Annotated in this window: 7 protein-coding genes; 6 read left to right on the top strand and 1 reads right to left on the bottom strand. The window is 70.4% G+C overall.

The features are described 5' to 3' along the window. Positions 1 to 69: 69 nt before the first annotated feature. The 6 genes from MCHT01_RS26815 (at position 70) to MCHT01_RS18565 (ending at position 16898) form a co-directional block, all read left to right on the top strand. Complete coding sequence (locus MCHT01_RS26815) at positions 70 to 7173, top strand: SPM autocatalytic domain-containing protein (protein ID WP_218017913.1); 7104 nt, start codon at positions 70 to 72, stop codon at positions 7171 to 7173. A 133-nt stretch (positions 7174 to 7306) separates the two neighbouring features. Then, positions 7307 to 11815, top strand: a complete 4509-nt coding sequence (locus tag MCHT01_RS18585) for an SPM autocatalytic domain-containing protein (protein ID WP_067067241.1) — start codon at positions 7307 to 7309, stop codon at positions 11813 to 11815. Between the two features lie 211 nt (positions 11816 to 12026). Next, entirely contained in the window at positions 12027 to 13148 is a 1122-nt protein-coding gene (locus tag MCHT01_RS18580) for a glycosyltransferase (RefSeq protein WP_067067239.1), read from the top strand. Further along, the gene (locus MCHT01_RS18575; protein WP_067067237.1) at positions 13148 to 13963 is read left to right on the top strand and encodes a DUF5672 family protein; all 816 of its coding nucleotides are present in this window, start codon (positions 13148 to 13150) and stop codon (positions 13961 to 13963) included. The genes MCHT01_RS18580 and MCHT01_RS18575 overlap by 1 nt, the downstream gene beginning before the upstream one ends. Continuing rightward, positions 13960 to 14970 (top strand): hypothetical protein, encoded by a 1011-nt coding sequence (locus MCHT01_RS18570; RefSeq protein WP_067067235.1) that lies wholly within the window; start codon positions 13960 to 13962, stop codon positions 14968 to 14970. Before MCHT01_RS18575 ends, MCHT01_RS18570 begins: the two co-directional genes overlap by 4 nt. A gap of 350 nt (positions 14971 to 15320) precedes the next feature. Next, complete coding sequence (locus MCHT01_RS18565) at positions 15321 to 16898, top strand: methyl-accepting chemotaxis protein (protein WP_067067233.1); 1578 nt, start codon at positions 15321 to 15323, stop codon at positions 16896 to 16898. A 105-nt stretch (positions 16899 to 17003) separates the two neighbouring features. Here MCHT01_RS18565 and MCHT01_RS18560 read toward each other — a convergent pair whose 3' ends face one another. Next, entirely contained in the window at positions 17004 to 18458 is a 1455-nt protein-coding gene (locus MCHT01_RS18560) for a SulP family inorganic anion transporter (protein ID WP_067067231.1), read from the bottom strand. Positions 18459 to 18601: the final 143 nt, after the last annotated feature.

Genomic DNA, 18601 nt, shown 5'->3' with positions numbered 1-18601 from the left:
CACTCCGACCAGGTCGCCGCGCTGACGACCGGCCAGGTCGCCGCGCTGACCACGGGCCAGGTCGCCGCCATGTCCAGCGACGACCTGAACGCGCTGGGCTCGGCCCAGATCCGCGCCCTGGGCACCGCCCAGATCGCCGCCCTGACGACCGGCCAGATCGCCAACATGGAGAGCGACGACGTGCAGGCGCTCACGACGGCCCAGATCGCCGCGCTGAGCTCCGACCAGATCGCCGCCCTGTCCACCGGCAACATCGTCGCCCTGACCTCGACGCAGGTCGGCGCGCTGTCGAGCAAGCAGGCCGCGGGCCTGAGCACCGACCAGATGGGCGCCATCGAGACCGGCGACCTGAAGTCCCTGAACACCGCCGCGCTGCGCTCGCTCACCAGCGACCAGCTCAACGCCCTGCACACCGACCAGGTCGGCGCGCTGACGACCGCCCAGGTCGCCGCGCTGTCCACCGGCCAGATCAGCAACCTGTCCAGCGATGACCTGAACGCCCTGACCAGCGGCCAGATCAAGGCGCTGTCGACCAGCCAGGTCGCCGCGCTGACGACCGGCCAGGTCTCGACCCTGCAGTCCGACGACGTGCAGGCGCTGACGACCGCCCAGGTCGCCGCGCTGAGCTCGGCCCAGGTCGGCGCGCTGTCGACCGAGAACATCGCCGCCCTGACCTCGCAGCAGGTCGCTCCGCTGTCGACCAAGCAGGTCGGCGGCCTGACCACCGACCAGGTCGGCGCCATCGAGACCGTCGACGTCAAGGCCCTGAGCACCGCCTCGCTGCGCGCGCTGACCACCGACCAGGTGGCCGCCCTGACCTCCGACCAGGTCGCCGCGCTGACGACCGCCCAGGTCGCCGCCCTGGGCACCGCCCAGATCCAGGCGCTGTCGACCGAGGACCTGAACGCGATGGGCTCGGCCCAGATCCGCGCGCTGGGCACCGCTCAGGTCGCGGCCCTGACGACCGCCCAGGTCGCCAACATGGAGAGCAACGACGTCCAGGCCCTGACGACCGCCCAGGTCGCGGCCCTGGGCTCGGACCAGATCGCCGCCCTGTCCACCGGCAACATCGTCGCCCTGACCTCGACGCAGGTCGGCGCGCTGTCGACCAAGCAGGTCGCCGGCCTGAGCACCGACCAGATGGGCGCCATCGAGACGGGCGACCTGAAGGCCCTGAACACGGCCGCGCTGCGCGCCCTGACCAGCGACCAGCTGGACGCGCTGGGCTCCGACCAGATCCAGGCGCTGACGACCGTCCAGGTCGCCGCCCTGACCACCGGCCAGGTCAGCAACCTGACCAGCGATGACCTGAACGCGTTCACCAGCGGCCAGATCAAGGCCCTGGGCACCGCCCAGGTCGCCGCCCTGACCACCGGCCAGCTGTCCACGCTGCACTCGGACGAGGTCGCCGCGCTGACGACCGCCCAGGTCGTGGCGCTGGGCTCCGCCCAGGTCGGCGCGCTGAGCACCGACTCGATCGTGGCCCTGAACTCGCAGCAGGTCGGCGCGCTGACCAGCAAGCAGGTCGCGGGTCTGACCACCGACCAGATGGGCGCCATCGAGTCGGCTGACCTGAAGTCCCTGTCCACCGGCGCCCTGCGCGCCCTGACCAGCGACCAGCTCAACGCCCTGCACACCGACCAGATCGGCGCGCTGACGACCAACCAGGTGGCCAGCCTGACCACCGGCCAGGTCGCCAACCTGAGCAGCGACGACCTGAACGCCCTGACCAGCGGCCAGATCAAGGCCCTGGGCACCGCCCAGGTCGCCGCCCTGACCACCGGCCAGGTCTCGACCATGCAGTCCGACGACGTGCAGTCGCTGACGACCGCCCAGGTCGCCGCGCTGAACTCGGCCCAGCTGGGTGCCCTGAGCACCGAATCCATCGTCGCGCTGACCTCCGCGCAGGTCGCCGCGCTGAACAGCAAGCAGACCGCCGGCCTGACCACCGACCAGATCGCCGCCATGGAATCGGGCGACGTGAAGGCCCTGGGCACCAACGCCCTGGCCTCGCTGACCTCGGCCCAGCTCGACGCGCTGAACTCCGACCAGGTCGCGGCGCTGACGACCCAGCAGGTCGCCGCCCTGACCACCGGCCAGGTGAGCACCCTGTCCAGCGATGACCTGAACGCCCTGACCAGCGGCCAGATCAAGGCGCTGTCGACCAACCAGGTCGCCGCGCTGACGACCGGCCAGGTCTCGACCATGCAGTCCGACGACGTCGCGGCGCTGAACACCAACCAGGTCGCGGCGCTGAGCTCCGGCCAGGTCGGCGCGCTGAGCACCGACTCGATCGTCGCCCTGGGCTCGGCCCAGGTGGCCGCGCTGACCAGCAAGCAGGCCGCCGGCCTGACCACGGACCAGATGGGCGCCTTCGAGACGGGCGACCTGAAGGCCATGTCGACCGGCACGCTGCGCGCGCTGACCAGCGACCAGCTGAACGCCCTGCACTCCGACCAGATCGAGGCGCTGACCACCAACCAGGTCGCCGCCCTGACCACCGGCCAGATCAGCCAGTTCACCACCGACGACTTCGCCGCGCTGACCACCGGCCAGCTGCGCGCGCTGACGACCGGCCAGGTCGCCTCGCTGACCTCCGCGGAACTGGAAGCGCTGAACAGCGACCAGATCCAGTCGCTGACGACCGCCCAGGTCGCCGCGCTGACCACCGGCCAGATCAGCAACCTGACCAGCGATGACCTGAACGCGTTCACCAGCGCCCAGATCAAGGCCCTGACCACCCAGCAGGTCGCCGCCCTGACCACCGGCCAGATCGCGACCATGGAATCGGCCGACGTCGCCGCCCTGGGCACCAACCAGGTCGTGGCGCTGAGCTCCACCCAGGTCGGCGCCCTGAGCACCGACGCGATCGTCGCGCTGACCTCCACCCAGGTCGCCGCGCTGACCAGCAAGCAGGTCGCGGGCCTGACCACCGACCAGATGGGCGCCATCGAGTCCGGTGATCTGAAGTCCCTGAACACGGCCGCGCTGCGCGCCCTGACCAGCGACCAGCTCAACGCCCTGCACACCGACCAGATCGGCGCGCTGACGACCGCCCAGGTCGCCGCGCTGTCGACCGGCCAGATCGCCAACCTGATCAGCGACGACCTGAACGCCCTCACCAGCGCCCAGATCAAGGCCCTGGGCACCGCCCAGGTCGCCGCGCTGACCACGGCGCAGGTCTCGACCCTGCAGTCCGACGACGTGCAGTCGCTGACGACCCAGCAGGTCCAGGCGCTGAACTCGGCCCAGATCGGCGCGCTGAGCACCGAATCCATCGTGGCCCTGACCTCGTCGCAGGTCGGCGCGCTGAACAGCAAGCAGGTCGCCGGCCTGACCACCGACCAGATCGCCGCCATCGAGACGGCCCACCTGAAGTCGCTGGGCACCAACGCCCTGGCCTCGCTGACCTCCACGCAGCTGGACGCGCTGGGCTCCGACCAGATCGCCGCCCTGTCGACGCAGCAGGTCGCCGCGCTGACCACCGGCCAGATCAGCAACCTGTCCAGCGATGACCTGAACGCGCTGACCAGCGGCCAGATCAAGGCCCTGACCACGCAGCAGGTCGCGGCCCTGACGACCGGCCAGGTCTCGACGATGGAATCGGCCGATGTCGCCGCGCTCAACACCAACCAGGTGGCGGCGCTGAACTCGGCCCAGGTCGGCGCGCTGAGCACCGACTCGATCGTCGCCCTGAGCTCCGCCCAGGTCGCCACGCTGAACAGCAAGCAGGTCGCCGGCCTGACCACCGACCAGATGGCCGCCATCGAGACGGGCGACCTGAAGGCGATGACGACCAACGCCCTGGCCTCGCTGACCTCGACGCAGCTGGACGCGCTGGGCACCGCCCAGATCCAGGCCCTGTCGACCCAGCAGGTCGCCGCCCTGACCACCGGTCAGGTCAGCAACCTGTCCAGCGACGACCTGAACGCGCTGACCAGCGGCCAGATCAAGGCGCTGTCGACCAACCAGGTCGCCGCGCTGACGACCGGCCAGGTCTCGACCCTGCAGTCCGACGACGTGCAGGCGCTGGCCACCAACCAGGTGGCGGCGCTGAGCTCGGCCCAGGTCGGCGCGCTGAGCACCGATTCGATCGTGGCCCTGACCTCGGCCCAGGTGGGCGCGCTGACGACCAAGCAGGTCGCCGGCCTGACCACCGACCAGATGGCCGCCATCGAGACGGGCGACCTGAAGGCCCTGTCGACCACGGCCGTCCGCGCCCTGACCAGCGACCAGCTGCAGGCCCTGGGCTCCGACCAGATCGAAGCCCTGACCTCGCAGCAGCTGCAGGCCCTGTCGACCACGCAGATCAGCCAGTTCGCCACCGACGACTTCGCCGCGCTGACCACCGGCCAGCTGCGCGCGCTGACGACCGGCCAGGTCGCCTCGCTGACCTCCGCCGAGCTGGAAGCCCTGAACAGCGACCAGATCGCCGCGCTGACGACCCAGCAGGTCGCCGCGATGACCACCGCCCAGATCGCCAACCTGACCAGCGACGACCTGAACGCGCTGACCAGCGCGCAGATCAAGGCGCTGACGACCGGCCAGGTCGCCGCGCTGACCACGGCCCAGGTCTCGACGATGGAAACCGCCGACGTGCAGGCGCTGGCCACCAACCAGGTGGCGGCGCTGGGCTCGGCCCAGGTCGGCGCCCTGAGCACCGACGCGATCGTCGCGCTGACCTCCACCCAGGTCGCCGCGCTGACCAGCAAGCAGGTCGCGGGCCTGACCACCGACCAGATGGGCGCCATCGAGTCCGGTGACCTGAAGTCCCTGAACACGGCCGCCCTGCGCGCCCTGACCAGCGACCAGCTCAACGCCCTGCACACCGACCAGATCGGCGCGCTGACGACCCAGCAGGTCGCCAGCCTGACGACCGGCCAGGTGAGCAACCTGACCAGCGACGACCTGAACGCGCTGACCAGCGGCCAGATCAAGGCCCTGACCACGCAGCAGCTGCAATCGCTGACCACCGGCCAGATCGCCTCGATGGAGAGCCTGGACGTCGCCGCGCTGAACACCAACCAGGTGATCGCGCTCGGCTCGGCCCAGATCGGCGCCCTGAGCACCGACTCGATCGTCGCCCTGACCTCGAGCCAGGCGGCGGCGCTGACCTCCACCCAGGTGGCGGGTCTGACGACCGACCAGATGGCGGCGCTGGAAACCGGGGATCTGCGCTCGATGAGCACGGCCGCCCTGCGCGCCCTGACCTCCACGCAACTGGACGCCCTGGGGTCCGACCAGATCGCCGCGCTGACGACCACCCAGGTCGCCAGCCTGACGACCGGCCAGATCGCCAACCTGACCAGCGACGACTTCAACGCCCTGACCAGCGGCCAGATCCGCGCGCTGAGCAACAGCCAGCTGCAGGCCCTGACGACGGCGCAGATCTCGGCGATGGAGACGGCCGACGTGGCCGCGCTGAGCAGCACGCAGATGCTGGCCCTGAGCTCGACGCAGATCGGCGCCCTGAGCACCGACGCGATCGTGGCGCTGTCCACCGTCCAGGCGGCGGCCCTGACCTCGGTCCAGGTCGACGGCCTGACGACGGCCCAGATGGCGGCCTTCGAGACGGCCGACCTGCGCATGCTGGGCACGGCGGCCATCCGCTCGCTGGACAGCGCGCAGCTGGAAGCGCTGGGCTCCGACCAGATCGCGGCGCTGAGCACGCAGCAGGTCTCGGCCCTGAGCACGCTGCAGGTCAGCCAGATGGCGACCGACGACGTGCAGGCGCTGACCTCGCAGCAGATCGTGTCCATGACCTCGGCGCAGTTGCACGCCTTCACCACCGACCAGGTGATGGCGATCGACAGCGGCGACCTGGCGGCGATCAGCAGCACCAACCTGGTGGCCTTCGACTCCGGTGACTTCGCGGCCTTCACGTCGGACCAGATCCACGCGATGACCTCGGCGCAGTGGAGCGCGGTGAGCTCGGCCCAGATCGTGGGCATCGAGACGGCGGACATCGCGTCCATCTCGACCGACGGCATCGATGCGCTGAGCACCGCGGCGATCCACGCCTTCCACACGGATCAGATCGCGGCCCTGTCCAGCGACCAGGTCCATGAGTTCAGCACGGCGCAGATGCATGCGCTGGGCACCGACCAGATCGCGGCCCTGACGACGGACGACATCAACGCCTTCACCAGCCAGCACTTCGCGACGCTGACCTCGGCGCAGATGCACGCCTTCACGACGAGCCAGATCCTGGCGATGGACTCCTCGGACATCCACGCGCTGACCTCGATCCAGGTGCAGGGCCTGACCACGGACCAGATCGTGGCCATGACCTCCGACCAGTTCATCGGCTGGGACACGCAGGACCTGGCCTCCATGAACATGGAGCAGGTGCTGGCGATGACCTCCGAGCAGCGTGCCGGCTGGACCGACGAACAGCGCAACTCGGTGTTCCTGGCCACGCCGATCATGCTGGACCTGGACGGCACGGGCATCCACACCACCTCGGCGGCCAACGGCGTGAACTTCGACCTGAACGCCTCCGGCCACACCGACAAGTGGGGCTGGACCGCCGGCAACACCGGTCTGCTGGTGATGGACCGCAACGGCAACGGCCAGATCGACGACGGTTCCGAGCTCTTCGGCTCGGGCACCTCGGTGAACGGCCGCAAGGGGCTGGACGGCTTCGGCGCCCTGGGCTCGCTGGACGTCAACCATGACGGCCACATCAACGCCAAGGACGCGGACTTCAGCAAGCTGCAGGTCTGGGTGGACGCCAACCACGACGGCAAGGTCGAGGCGGGCGAGATGAAGTCCCTGACCGACCTGGGCATCGTCGACCTCGACCTGAACGCCACGAAGACCACGCACGTCGACAACGGCAACGTCGTGGGTCTGGTGTCGAGCTACACCAAGGCCGACGGCACGACGCACGAGATGTCCGACGTCTGGCTGGCCAAGGACGGCGCGACCCAGCATGCGACGACCGGCACCACGGCCACGACCGGCACGACGCCGCAACTGGGCGACCTGCTGGCGCAGCCCGAGGCCAACCTGCTGACCGGCGGCACGACGCACACCGCGACCGTGACCACGGCGGCGGCGACCGCGGCGGCCAGCACGGCGACGGATGCGACGGTCCACGCCGACGTCATGAGCGCGGCCTACAAGAAGCTGCATGAAGACGACCAGTCCGGTTCGGGCCCGCTGATCTAAGCACCGCACCGGAACCGGGGGCCTCGCGCCCCCGGTTTGCCGTTTGCGGCCGGCGGGCGCCTCGCCCCATGGCCGCAGACGACAGACCTCAGGTTTCCTCCCGGAAGTTCTCTCCGAAGTACTCGTTCCACAGATGGCCACCTTCGACGTCGGATCGCTCACCCCCGATCAGATCGCCGCGCTCACCACCGCCCAGCTCGCGACGCTGACGGGGGCGCAGTGGGCATTGCTGAGCGCCGATCAGGTGGTGGCGCTGACCACGCTGCAGGTGGCCTCGCTGAACGCGCGCCAGCTCAGCTTCATGGCCTCGGGCCATCTGTCGGCGATGGAGACGGCCGACATCCAGGCGCTGAACACCGCGGCGCTGCGCACCCTGACGACCAACGCGCTGGCGGTGCTGACCACCGACCAGATCCACGCGCTGAGCTCCGACCAGATGCCCGCGCTGACGGTGGATCGGCTGCGCCGCATGACCAGCGACCAGTTCAGCGCGCTGGACAGCCAGCAGGTCGCGGCCATGTCCTCGGTGCAGATCCGGGGCCTGGGCAGCCAGCAGATCCAGCTGCTGACCACCGACGAGGTGGGCGTGCTGAGCACCGCCTCGATGCAGGTGCTCAACACGATCCAGATCGGCGCGCTGAGCAGCGACCAGCTCAACGCGCTGAGCACCGACCAGATCGGCGCCCTGCGCGGCAACCAGACCCGCGGCCTGAACGGCGACCAGCTGAGTTCGCTGACCACCACCGCGCTGCAGGCGCTGACCACCGCCGCCGTGCGCGGCCTGAGCACCGAGGCGGTCTCGCACCTGTCCTCGGACGCGGTGCAGTCGCTGTCCAGCCAGCAGGTCGGCGCGATGACCAGCCAGCAGTTCCGCACGCTGGGCACCGACGCCCTGATCGCGCTGACGACGGACCAGTTCGCCGCCGTCGGCACGCTGCAGATCAAGTCGCTGAACACCACGCAGGTGGCCGCGCTGGAGGGCCAGGACCTGGCCGTCATCGGCACCAAGGGCATCCGCACCCTGGACTCGACCCAGCTGTCGGTATTGAGCTCGGACCAGCTGGACGCGCTGACGTCCACCCAGGTCGCCAGCCTGACCTCGACCCAGCTGATCGGCCTGAACTCGGGCCAGCTGCCGTCGTTCAGCACCGACGAGCTGCGCTCGCTGAGCAGCATGGCCCTGGCCGGCCTGAAGCCCGAGGTGCTGGCGGCCATGAGCCCCGACCAGCTCGGCGCGCTCAAGACCATCCAGGTCGCGGCCATCACCACGCGCCAGCTGGCCGCCTTCGGCACCGACGACCTGGCGGCCTTCTCGACCACCCAGATCGCGGCGTTGACCTCGGGCCAGCTCGCCTCGCTGAGCACGGCGCAGTTCCACTCGCTGAGCACCGACGACCTGGCCGCGCTGAGCAGCATCGCGCTCAAGGGCCTGACCGCGGCGCAGCTCGCGTCGCTGGATCCGGACCAGATGGCGGCCCTGTCCAGCACGCAGACCGGCGCCCTGGGCACGCTGCAGCTGAGCCACCTGACCGACGCCCAGCTCGCCGCGCTGACCCCGTCGGCCATCCAGGCGCTGTCCACCCGCGTGATCGCGACGCTGTCGCAGGCGCAGCTGGAGATGCTGACCTCGGACCAGCTCACCGCGCTGACCAGCAACCAGGTGCGCGCGCTGACCACCGGCCAGCTGTCGGCCCTGTCCTTCGACGAGCTGAACACCCTGACCACGGCGCAGTTCGCCGCGATGAGCTCGCAGCAGTTCCGCGGGCTGACCACCGACCAGGTCGCGCACCTGCAGGCCGAGGACTTCGGTGCCCTGTCGGCGACGGTGATCCGCTCGCTGAGCAGCCAGCAGGTGCAGGCGCTGGACGTCTCGCTGGTGGGCGCGATGACCTCGCAGCAGACCAGCGTGCTGAGCACGCTGCAGATCAGCGGCCTGACGGACAGCCAGCTGCAGTCGCTCAGCGCGGCCGCGCTGCAAGGCATCACGACGCTGGCCATCCGCGGCCTGTCGAGCACCCAGCTGGACGCGCTCGGCCCCACCGGCGTGGCGCAGATGCGCGACGCGCAGCTCGCGGCGCTGACCACGGCCCAGGTCCGCAGCCTGGACCACGACACGCTGAACGCGCTGGGCTCGCAGCACTTCGCGGCGTTGACCTCCTACCAGCTGGCGGCGATCTCCACCGACGAGATCGGCGCGCTGACCCCCGACCTGCTGGCCGCCGTCAAGCCGGGCTACCTGATCATGCTGAGCACGGCCCAGGTGCACGCGCTGAGCCGCGAGCAGGTGGGCGCCTTCGGCAGCAGCCAGACCTCGCTGCTGTCGACCGGCCAGGTGGCGGCGCTGACGCCGTCGCAGATCGACGCCATGTCCACCGACGGCGTGCGCGGCCTGACCGTGCAGGCGCTGCAGGCCCTGACCACGGACCAGCTCAACGGCCTGGTGCCGGAGCAGTTCGCGGCGCTGCGCACCAACCAGGTGGCCTCGCTGACCACGGCCCAGATGGCCGGGCTTCAGCAGGCCGACCTGAACGCGCTGGACTCCTCGCAGTTCGCCGTCTTCTCGTCGAAGCAGCTGGCGGCGCTGAGCACCGACCAGCTCGCCAACCTGGAGGTGGCCGACGTCGTCGGCCTGAACACCCGCGCGCTGCTGGGCCTGAGCTCGACCCAGCTGGGCGCCCTCACCGGCGACGCCGTCGCGGCGCTGAGCAACGCGCAGCTCGCGGCGCTGAGCTCCAGGCAGCTGCTGGGCCTGACCGCCGACCAGATCGACCACCTCAGCACCAGCCAGCTGGCCAGCCTGGGGACGGGCGCCATCATCGGCATGAGCAGCGACCAGTTCGGCGCGCTGGACCTGGCGCAGATCGCGGCGCTGTCGCCCAAGCAGATGGCGGCGCTGAACTCGCTGCAGCTGGAGGCGCTGTCCACCGACGCCATCGCGGCGCTGACCACGGCGCAGTTCGCGGCGCTGCGCTCGTCGCAGCTGGCGGCCTTCGACGCGGCCCACCTGAACGCGATCGAGACCCAGGACCTGGCGGTGCTGCACTCCACCGCGCTGCGGGCGTTGAGCTCCGACCAGATCGCGCTGCTGACGGTCGACCAGGTCGCCGCGCTGCGGGCCGATCAGGTCGGCAACCTGACCTACCAGCAGGCCGCGGCCATGACCACGGACCAGATCCAGGCGCTGACCACCGCGCAGATGCTGGGCGTGACCAATGTGCAGGTGCTGGCCTGGAGCACGGACCAGATCGCGGCGATCGAGTCGCAGGACTTCGCCCTGCTGCGCGGCAGCGCGATCCGGATCATGAGCGTGGGCGACTTCGCCGCCCTGACCACCGACCAGGTCCATGCGATGACCAGCACCCAGCTGGTCGAGATGACGACGACGCAGCTCTCGGGCTTCGGTTCCGAGGACTACATGGCGCTGAGCTCCGGCGCCTTCCACGTGCTGACCACGACGACGCTGAACGCGCTGTCCACGGACGTCTTCGCCAGCCTGGGCTCGGACCAGATCCACGGCCTGAGCACGCAGGTGCTGCACGGCCTGAACAACGCCTCGATCGCGGCGCTGAGCAGCGACGCCATCGCCGCGATGGACAGCCAACAGGTGATGGCGCTGACCACGGCGCAGCTGGCGGCGATCTCGTCCGAGGGCTTCTCCACCATGTCCAGCGACGAGCTGGCCGCGCTCAGCCGCGACCAGGCCAAGGCGCTGACGCTGGACCAGATCCACGCGATCACCAGCGACGCGGTGGTGGGCTTCGAGACCCGCGACCTGGCGGCGCTGAACATGGACCAGGTGCTGTCCTTCTCGACGGACGCGCTGCACGCGATGTCGGGCAAGCAGCTGGACGCGCTGTTCTTGGCCACGCCCATCATGCTGAACCTGGACGGCCACGGGCTGGGCACGGTGTCGGCGGAGCACGGGGTCAGCTTCGACATGAACAACACCGGCCAGGCCCAGCAATGGGGCTGGATGGCGGGCGGCAACGGGCTGCTGGCGCGGGACATCAACGGCAACGGCCAGATCGACTCGGGCGCGGAGCTCTTCGGCACCGGCACCGTCCTGGCCAACGGCAAGCACGCGGCCAACGGCTACGAGGCCATGGCCGCGATGGACACCAACGGCGACCACGCGCTCAATGCGCTGGACGCCAACTTCAGCCAGCTGCGGGTCTGGGTCGACGCCAACGGCGACGGCAAGACCGAGACGGGCGAGCTCAAGACCCTGGCCGAGCTGGGCATCGTCGAGCTGGACCTGAACGCCAAGGCCAGCTCGACGATCGACCACGGCAACGTGATCGGCCTGATCTCCGGCTACAAGACGGCCGACGGCGTCACCCACCAGATGGGCGACGTCTGGTTCTCGAAGTCGACCGGCGACGGCGCGACGGCCAGCGGCACCGCCAGCGCGACCGAGGCCAAGGCGCACATCGCCGCCTCCGACGTGCTGGCGGCGCCGACCGCGTCGGTGCTGGCGGACGCGTCCCACGCGTCGACCGCCTCGGGCAGCACCGCCGCGGCCGCGGCCTCGGGCACGGCCGCCTCGGACGACGGCACCCACGTCCACCACGCCGCGCTCGCGGCGATCCACGCGACGATGCGCAAGCTCGGCGAGGACGACGGCGCCGCGGCGCTGATCTGAGCCCCCGGGCGGGCCCTCGCCCCCTGACGGCCCCCCCGCCCGGCCCGGAGTTGGCCGGGCCTGTCCCCCTTATCCGAAGATGGTCGGCCCGCCGGCCGCGACACAATCGGCCGGACATCGATGGGATGGCCGCCCCGGCTCCGGGCGCGCGGCCGGAGCGTCAAAAGGGGATTCCGCGTTGAAAACACTGTGCATCGAGGGCTGGCGGGGGGTGAACCACTCCATCGCGATGGTCAACCAGAACCAGATCCTGGAGATGGCGAAGGACCCGCGCTTCCAGCTGTTCCACCGCGACGCGCCCTTCTTCCTGCCCCACTGGGACAAGAACAAGCTGGATTCCGGCTTCGCCCCCGAGGAGCGCGCCGTCATCGACGCCCTGCCCGATCCCGGCGACCAGGTCGTGGACGTGCGCCTGCGCATCGCCTCCCCGGTCCGACTGGGCGACATGGCCGCGGCGCGGCGCAACGCGACCTTCGTGGTCACCGAGTTCGGCCTGTCCGGCAAGAGCTTCGATCCGCCCGAGATGCCGCCCGCCGCGCTGACCCAGGGCGATGACTTCGTCGTCACGCCGACGCGCTGGTCCAAGGCCCGGCTGGTGGACCACGGCTTCGACGCGGACAAGGTCCACGTGGTCCCGCACGGCTACAAGACCGACACCTTCTTCCCGATGACGGCCGAGCAGCGCCAGGCCGCCCGCGCCGCGCTGGGCCTGCAGCCGCACGAGACCGTCTTCACCAACGTCGGCGTCGCCACCTGGAACAAGGGCATCGACCTGATCCTGCTGGCCTTCGCCGAGCTGCGCCTGCAGGGCCTGCCGGTGCGGCTGATCCTCAAGGACCACCAGGGCCTGTATGGGATCGGCGTGGATCGCGTCTTCGCCGAGATGGCCACCCGCGCGCCGCAGCTCAACACGCCGCAGGTGCGGGACGGGATCTCGGTGCTGTCGACCAGCCTGAACCTGCCGCAGCTGCGCTCGCTCTACGCGCTGTCCGACGCCTACCTCTCCCCCTACCGCGCCGAGGGCTTCAACCTGCCGGTGCTCGAGGCCATGGGCTGCGGCACGCACGTGATCGTCAGCGGCGGCGGCGCCACCGACGATTTCACCCCGCCCGAGCTCTGCCATCGCCTGCACAGCCGCCCCGGCACCGACGCCGACGCGCCGCAGCCGGTAGGCGCCTTCGTCGTGCCGGATCTGGAGGATCTGCGCGAGGCCATGCTGCAGGTGGTCGAGCACCGCCTGCCGCCGGCCGGCCGCCGCGAGGCCGCGCGCCAGCGCCTGGCGCAGCGCTTCTCCTGGGCGACGGTCACGAAGCAGCTGCTGGACCTGATGTGATGGCCGCCAAGCCCAGCCTGGCCGTCGCCATCGTCGACACCGACCTGCATGTGCTGGCGCGCCAGGCGCTGCTGCACAGCATGCGGCTGATGGAGGCGCAGGGGCTGCCCTTCAGCCAAGTGCTGATCTATTCCGACCGGCCCGAGCTCTGGCCCGGCCTGCCGGTGATCCCGGTGCCGACGCTGCGCTCGATCACCGAGTACAACCTGCTGATCACGCGCGAGCTCGCCGGGCACCTGAGCGCCGATCACGTGCTGGTGATCCAGTACGACGGCTTCGTGCTCAACGCCGACCAGTTCTCGCCGCACTTCCTGCACTACGACTACATCGGCGCGCCCTGGCCCAACTACCCCGACAACGAGGTGGGCAACGGCGGCTTCTCGTGGCGCTCCAGGCGCCTGGTCCACGCGGTCGCGCAACTGGACTACCCGGACCCGACCGAGGCCGAGGACCTCTTCATCTGCCGCACGATGCGGCCGGTGCTGGAGCAGGCCGGCTGCCGCTTCGCGCCCAAGGCGATCGCGCAGCACTTCTCGGTCGAGTTCCCCGCCGTGCCCTTCCCCACCTTCGGCTTCCACGGGATCTTCCACCTGCCCAGCGTCTACCGCGAGGCGCCGGACTTCCTGCTGGACCACCTCTCCGACCGCATCGTCAGGAGCCGCAGCGGCTACCTGCTGCCCGGCCTGGACGCCGTCGCCCCGGCCGCCGCGCAGCGCCTGCGCGAGCGCCTGGCCCGGCTGACCGCCGCCGACGGCGCATCCCCCCCGATCTCGCCGGCCGCCGCGCCGGCCTCCTCCCCCGAAAGCCCGCGATGAACGCCAAGAAGCAGATCGTCATCCTGATTCCCCACGGCGTGCAGACCGGCGGCCCGGAGGCGCTGCACCAGCTGTCCGACTCGCTGATCCGCCAGGGCCACGACGCCCGCGTCTGGTACGTGCTGCCGACGGACCTGCCGGCGGTGGACGACCTGTTCCGCCGCAACGGCCTGACCGCGGGCACCGCGCTGAAGCTGCAGCCGCGGCCCAACACGGTGGCCGACTACGCCAAGTACCAGGTCCGGCTGGCCGAGGAGATCGCCATGACGCCGGACACCTGCGTGGTGCTGGCGGAGACCTATGTGCACTGGCTGCGCTACTTCCAGCCCTGCACGCCCCTGGTCTGGTGGCTGAGCATCGACAACGCCTTCGAGTACCTGTCGGTCAACAAGATCAACATGAACCTGCTGCGCAGCGAGCGGGTGCTGCACACCTACCAGTCGAGCTATGCGCACGACGTGATCCGCGCGCTGGGGTGCCTGCGCACCCTGCCGCTGTCGGACTACACGCCGGGCAAGCCGGTGCCGGTCGAGGGCGAACCGGTCTTCGAGCGCTCGGCCAAGACGGACATCGCGCTCAACGCCAATCACAAGGTGGTCTACGACGTGGGCGCCATCGCGGCGCGGCTGGAGCGCGAGATCGAGGGCTGCAAGGTGCACCTGATCCGCGGCCTGACGCGGGCGCAGGTCTACGAGGCGCTGGGCCGCAGCAAGCTCTTCATCGACCTGGGCAACTTCCCCGGCAAGGACCGCCTGGCGCGCGAGGCGCTGATGCGCGACTGCTGCGTCTTCGCGCTGGACGTGGGTGCGGCGCGCGACTACGCGCTGCCCGAGGAGTGCTACTTCAAGCCCGACCAGGTGGACCAGGTCTTCGCCGGCGCGACCGAGCTCATGCGCCAGTACGAGCTCTATCTGGACCTGTCCCTCCCGGCCCGTCAGGCGGTGCAGCGCGAACGCATGATCTTCGAGCGCGAGGTGGCCGGCGTGGCCCATGCCTTCGGGGCCTGAGGGCCCTCGGGGCGGCTCCCGCGACGCCCGGTGAGGCGGCCGCGCCACGCGCCGCGCCCGCTTCATCCTCAATCTTGTGGACGCCCGGTTTGAACCGGGCATCGCCGATTCCGGCGTCCGTCGTGGCGGGGTCGCGACTGCCAGCCGGGGCTCGCTGAGAGGGAGAACCGTCCACCGTACGGTACGCCGGGGCCGGTTTGTAGGCGAAATCCGCACACCGGGTTCAGCGCACGCGCACGGCGGGCCAAGCCCGTCCGGCATTGAGAACTTCGTCGCGGTCGCCCAATATCTGGTCACCGCGACGGAAGGCCCGTCCGCGGGGCGTGAGAACGGCAAGCAGGGGGAACGACATGAACTTCTCGACCTTCAAGGTGAAGACCAAGCTGTGGCTGGGTTTCGGCGTCATGGCGGTGATCGTGGCGGCCGTCTCCGGCGCCGCGCTGCACTGGCTGGACCAGTCCAACACCCGTTTCGAGAGCTACCTCAACGGCGTCGCCAAGCGCGAGCGCCTGGTGATCGCGCTGGAATCGGCGGCCAAGTCGCGGGCCATCGCGGCGCGCAACCTGGTGCTGGTCACCACCGAGTCCGACCGCAAGATGGAGTACGACGCCGTCATGGCCTCGCACAAGCAGGTCAAGGACTCCCTGTCCAAGCTCAAGACCGACCTGACCGGCGGTCTGGACACCACCGCGCAGGACCGCACGCTCTACGAGAAGCTCGACGGCATCGAGCAGAAGTACGGCGCCGTCGCCGAGGCCATCGTCGGTCTGGCGATGGACAACAAGCGCGAGGAAGCCGTCACGAAGATGAACAACGAGTGCCGCCCGCTGCTGGCGCAGCTGCTGACGGCCACCGGCGAGTTCATCCGCTACGAGGATGACCGCTCCGCCACCGAGACCCGCGAGGCGACCGAGCTGTTCACGACCGACCGGTCGCTGCTGATCGCCGCGGCCCTGGCCGCCGCCGCGATGGCCGGCGTGCTGGGCTGGCTGATCAGCGGCGCCGTGACCCGTCCGCTGAACCGCGCGATCAAGCTGGCCAAGTCGGTCGCCGACGGCGACCTGCGCGAGGACATCGACGTGGCCGGGCGCGACGAGCTGAGCCAGCTGCTGGGCGCGCTCAAGTCCATGAGCGGCAACCTGTCGACCATGGTGACCAGCGTGCGGCAGGCCGCCGACGGCATCGCCACGGCGTCCACCCAGATCGCCAGCGGCAACCACGACCTGTCCAACCGCACCGAGACCCAGGCCAGCGCGCTGCAGGAGACCGCGTCCTCGATGGCGCAGATGACCGCCACGGTGCAGGTCAACACGGAATCGTCCCGCAAGGCCACCGGCCTGGCCAACCAGGCGGCGCAGGTCGCGGGCCAGGGCGGTGACGTGGTGAACCGCGTGATCACGACGATGGAGGAGATCAACGGCTCCAGCAAGCGCATCCACGACATCATCGGCGTCATCGACGGCATCGCCTTCCAGACCAACATCCTCGCGCTGAACGCGGCGGTGGAAGCCGCCCGCGCCGGCGAGCAGGGCCGCGGCTTCGCGGTCGTGGCCGGCGAGGTGCGCGCGCTGGCGCAGCGCTCGGCGCAGGCGGCCAAGGAGATCAAGACCCTGATCTCGGACAGCGTGGAGAAGGTCGACGCCGGCGGCGCGCTGGTGGCCGAGGCCGGCCGCACGATGGGCGAGATCATGAGCCAGGTGCGCAAGGTCACCGATCTGATGGGCGAGATCAGCGCCTCCACCGAGCAGCAGAGCAGCGGCATCGTGCAGGTCAACGAGGCGGTGGCCTCGATCGACCGCGGCACCCAGCAGAACGCCGCGCTGGTCGAGGAAAGCGCCGCGGCGGCCGAGAGCCTGCGTCAGCAGGCCCAGGCGCTGACCGAGGTCATCGCCAAGTTCAAGGTCCGCGACGGCCTGCTGGCCGCCTGAGGCCCGCCTGAACGACGGCACGCCTTCCCCTCGACGCGGGGCCCTTCGGGGCCCCGTCGTCGTTCCGGGCTTGGTCCCGTCCAGGCGCGCCAGCGCGGCCGCGCGTCAGTCCCCGAGCTCGGGATGCAGGCCGGCGCGGCGCAGCAGCTGCTTGCAGCGCGGGGACAGATGCACCACGTGCAGGTGCTTGCCGGCCTTGGCGTAGCGCTCGCGCAGCGTGCGCAGGGCCTCGATGGCGGAGTAGTCGACGAAGCTCAGGTGCTGGCAGTCCAGCGTGACCCGGGTCGGGTCGCCGGCCGCGTCGAAGCGCTGCAGGAAGGGCTTCACCGAGGCGAAGAACAGCGTCCCGCGCACCCGGTAGCGCTTGCCGCCGTCGGCGTCGAGGTCGTGATCGGCCTCGAGCTCGCGCGCGTGCTGCCAGGCGAAGTTCAGGGCGGCGATGACGATGCCGCACATCACCGCGACGGCGAGGTCGGTCAGCACCGTGATCACGGTGACCGCGACGATCACGAGGACGTCGTTCCGGGGCACCTTGCCCACCACCTTGAGCGAGCCCCAGGCGAAGGTCTCGATCGCGACCACGAACATGACGCCCACCAGCGCCGCCAGCGGGATGCGCTCGATCCAGGGCGAGAGGAAGAGCACGAACATCAGGATCAGCACGCCAGCGACGACGCCGGAGAGCCGGCCGCGGCCGCCCGAGTTCAGGTTGATCATGGTCTGGCCGATCATGGCGCAGCCGCCCATGCCGCCGGCCAGGCCCGAGGCCACATTGGCCACGCCCAGCGCGACGCACTCGCGGTTGGTGCGGCCGCGGGTCTGGGTGATCTCGTCGGTCAGGTTGAGCGTGAGCAGCGTCTCGAGCAGGCCCACCATCGCCATCAGCACCGCATAGGGCGCGACGATGCGCAGCGTCTCCAGCGTCCAGGGGATGTCGGGCAGCGCGAGGCTGGGCAGGCCGCCCGCGATGTGGGCCATGTCGCCCAGCGTGCGCGTGGGCAGGCCCAGCGCGTTGCTCAGCACGCCCACGCCCAGGATGGCCACCAGCGCCGGCGGCACCGCGCGGGTCAGCCGGGGCAGCAGGAAGACGACCGCCATGGTCAGCGCGACCAGTCCCGCCATCAGCCACAGCGCCGGACCACCGAGCCAGTGGTGGTCGCGCTTGAAGTGCTCCAGCTGCGCCATCGCGATGACGATGGCCAGCCCGTTGACGAAGCCCAGCATCACCGGATGCGGGACCATGCGCACCAGCTTGCCCAGCCGCAGCAGGCCGAAGAGCACCATGATCAGACCACTCAGCAGCACGGTGGCGAGCAGGTAGCCGACCCCGTGCTGGACGACGAGCGCCACGATGACCACGGCCATCGAACCCGCCGCGCCCGACATCATCCCCGGCCGGCCGCCGAAGAGGGCCGTGATCGTGCAGATGAAGAAGGCGCCGTAGAGCCCCATCAGCGGATTGAGGTGGGCGACCAGAGCGAAGGCGATGCACTCGGGCACGAGCGCGAAGGAGGTCGTCAGTCCGGCCAGGACGTCGGCGCGGAGGCGGGTGGCGTTCATGGAAAGCGGCAGCAGGGTCGGAAGCGGGAACGGCAGCGGGGACGGAAGCCGGGGCCAGGACGGTCATGCCGGGCCTCGGCGCCGAGGTGGCCGTGCCAGGGGGACACGGGCGGGCACTTCGGCGATCGGGAGGCCGTGATTGT

Origin of the sequence: Mitsuaria chitosanitabida ATCC BAA-476 = NBRC 102408 (assembly GCF_001598255.1) — a bacterium.
GTDB classification, from domain to species: Bacteria; Pseudomonadota; Gammaproteobacteria; order Burkholderiales; family Burkholderiaceae_C; genus Roseateles; species Roseateles chitosanitabidus.
The sequence above is the reverse complement of the archived record's forward strand: the minus strand, read 5'-3'. Positions and strand labels throughout refer to the sequence as shown.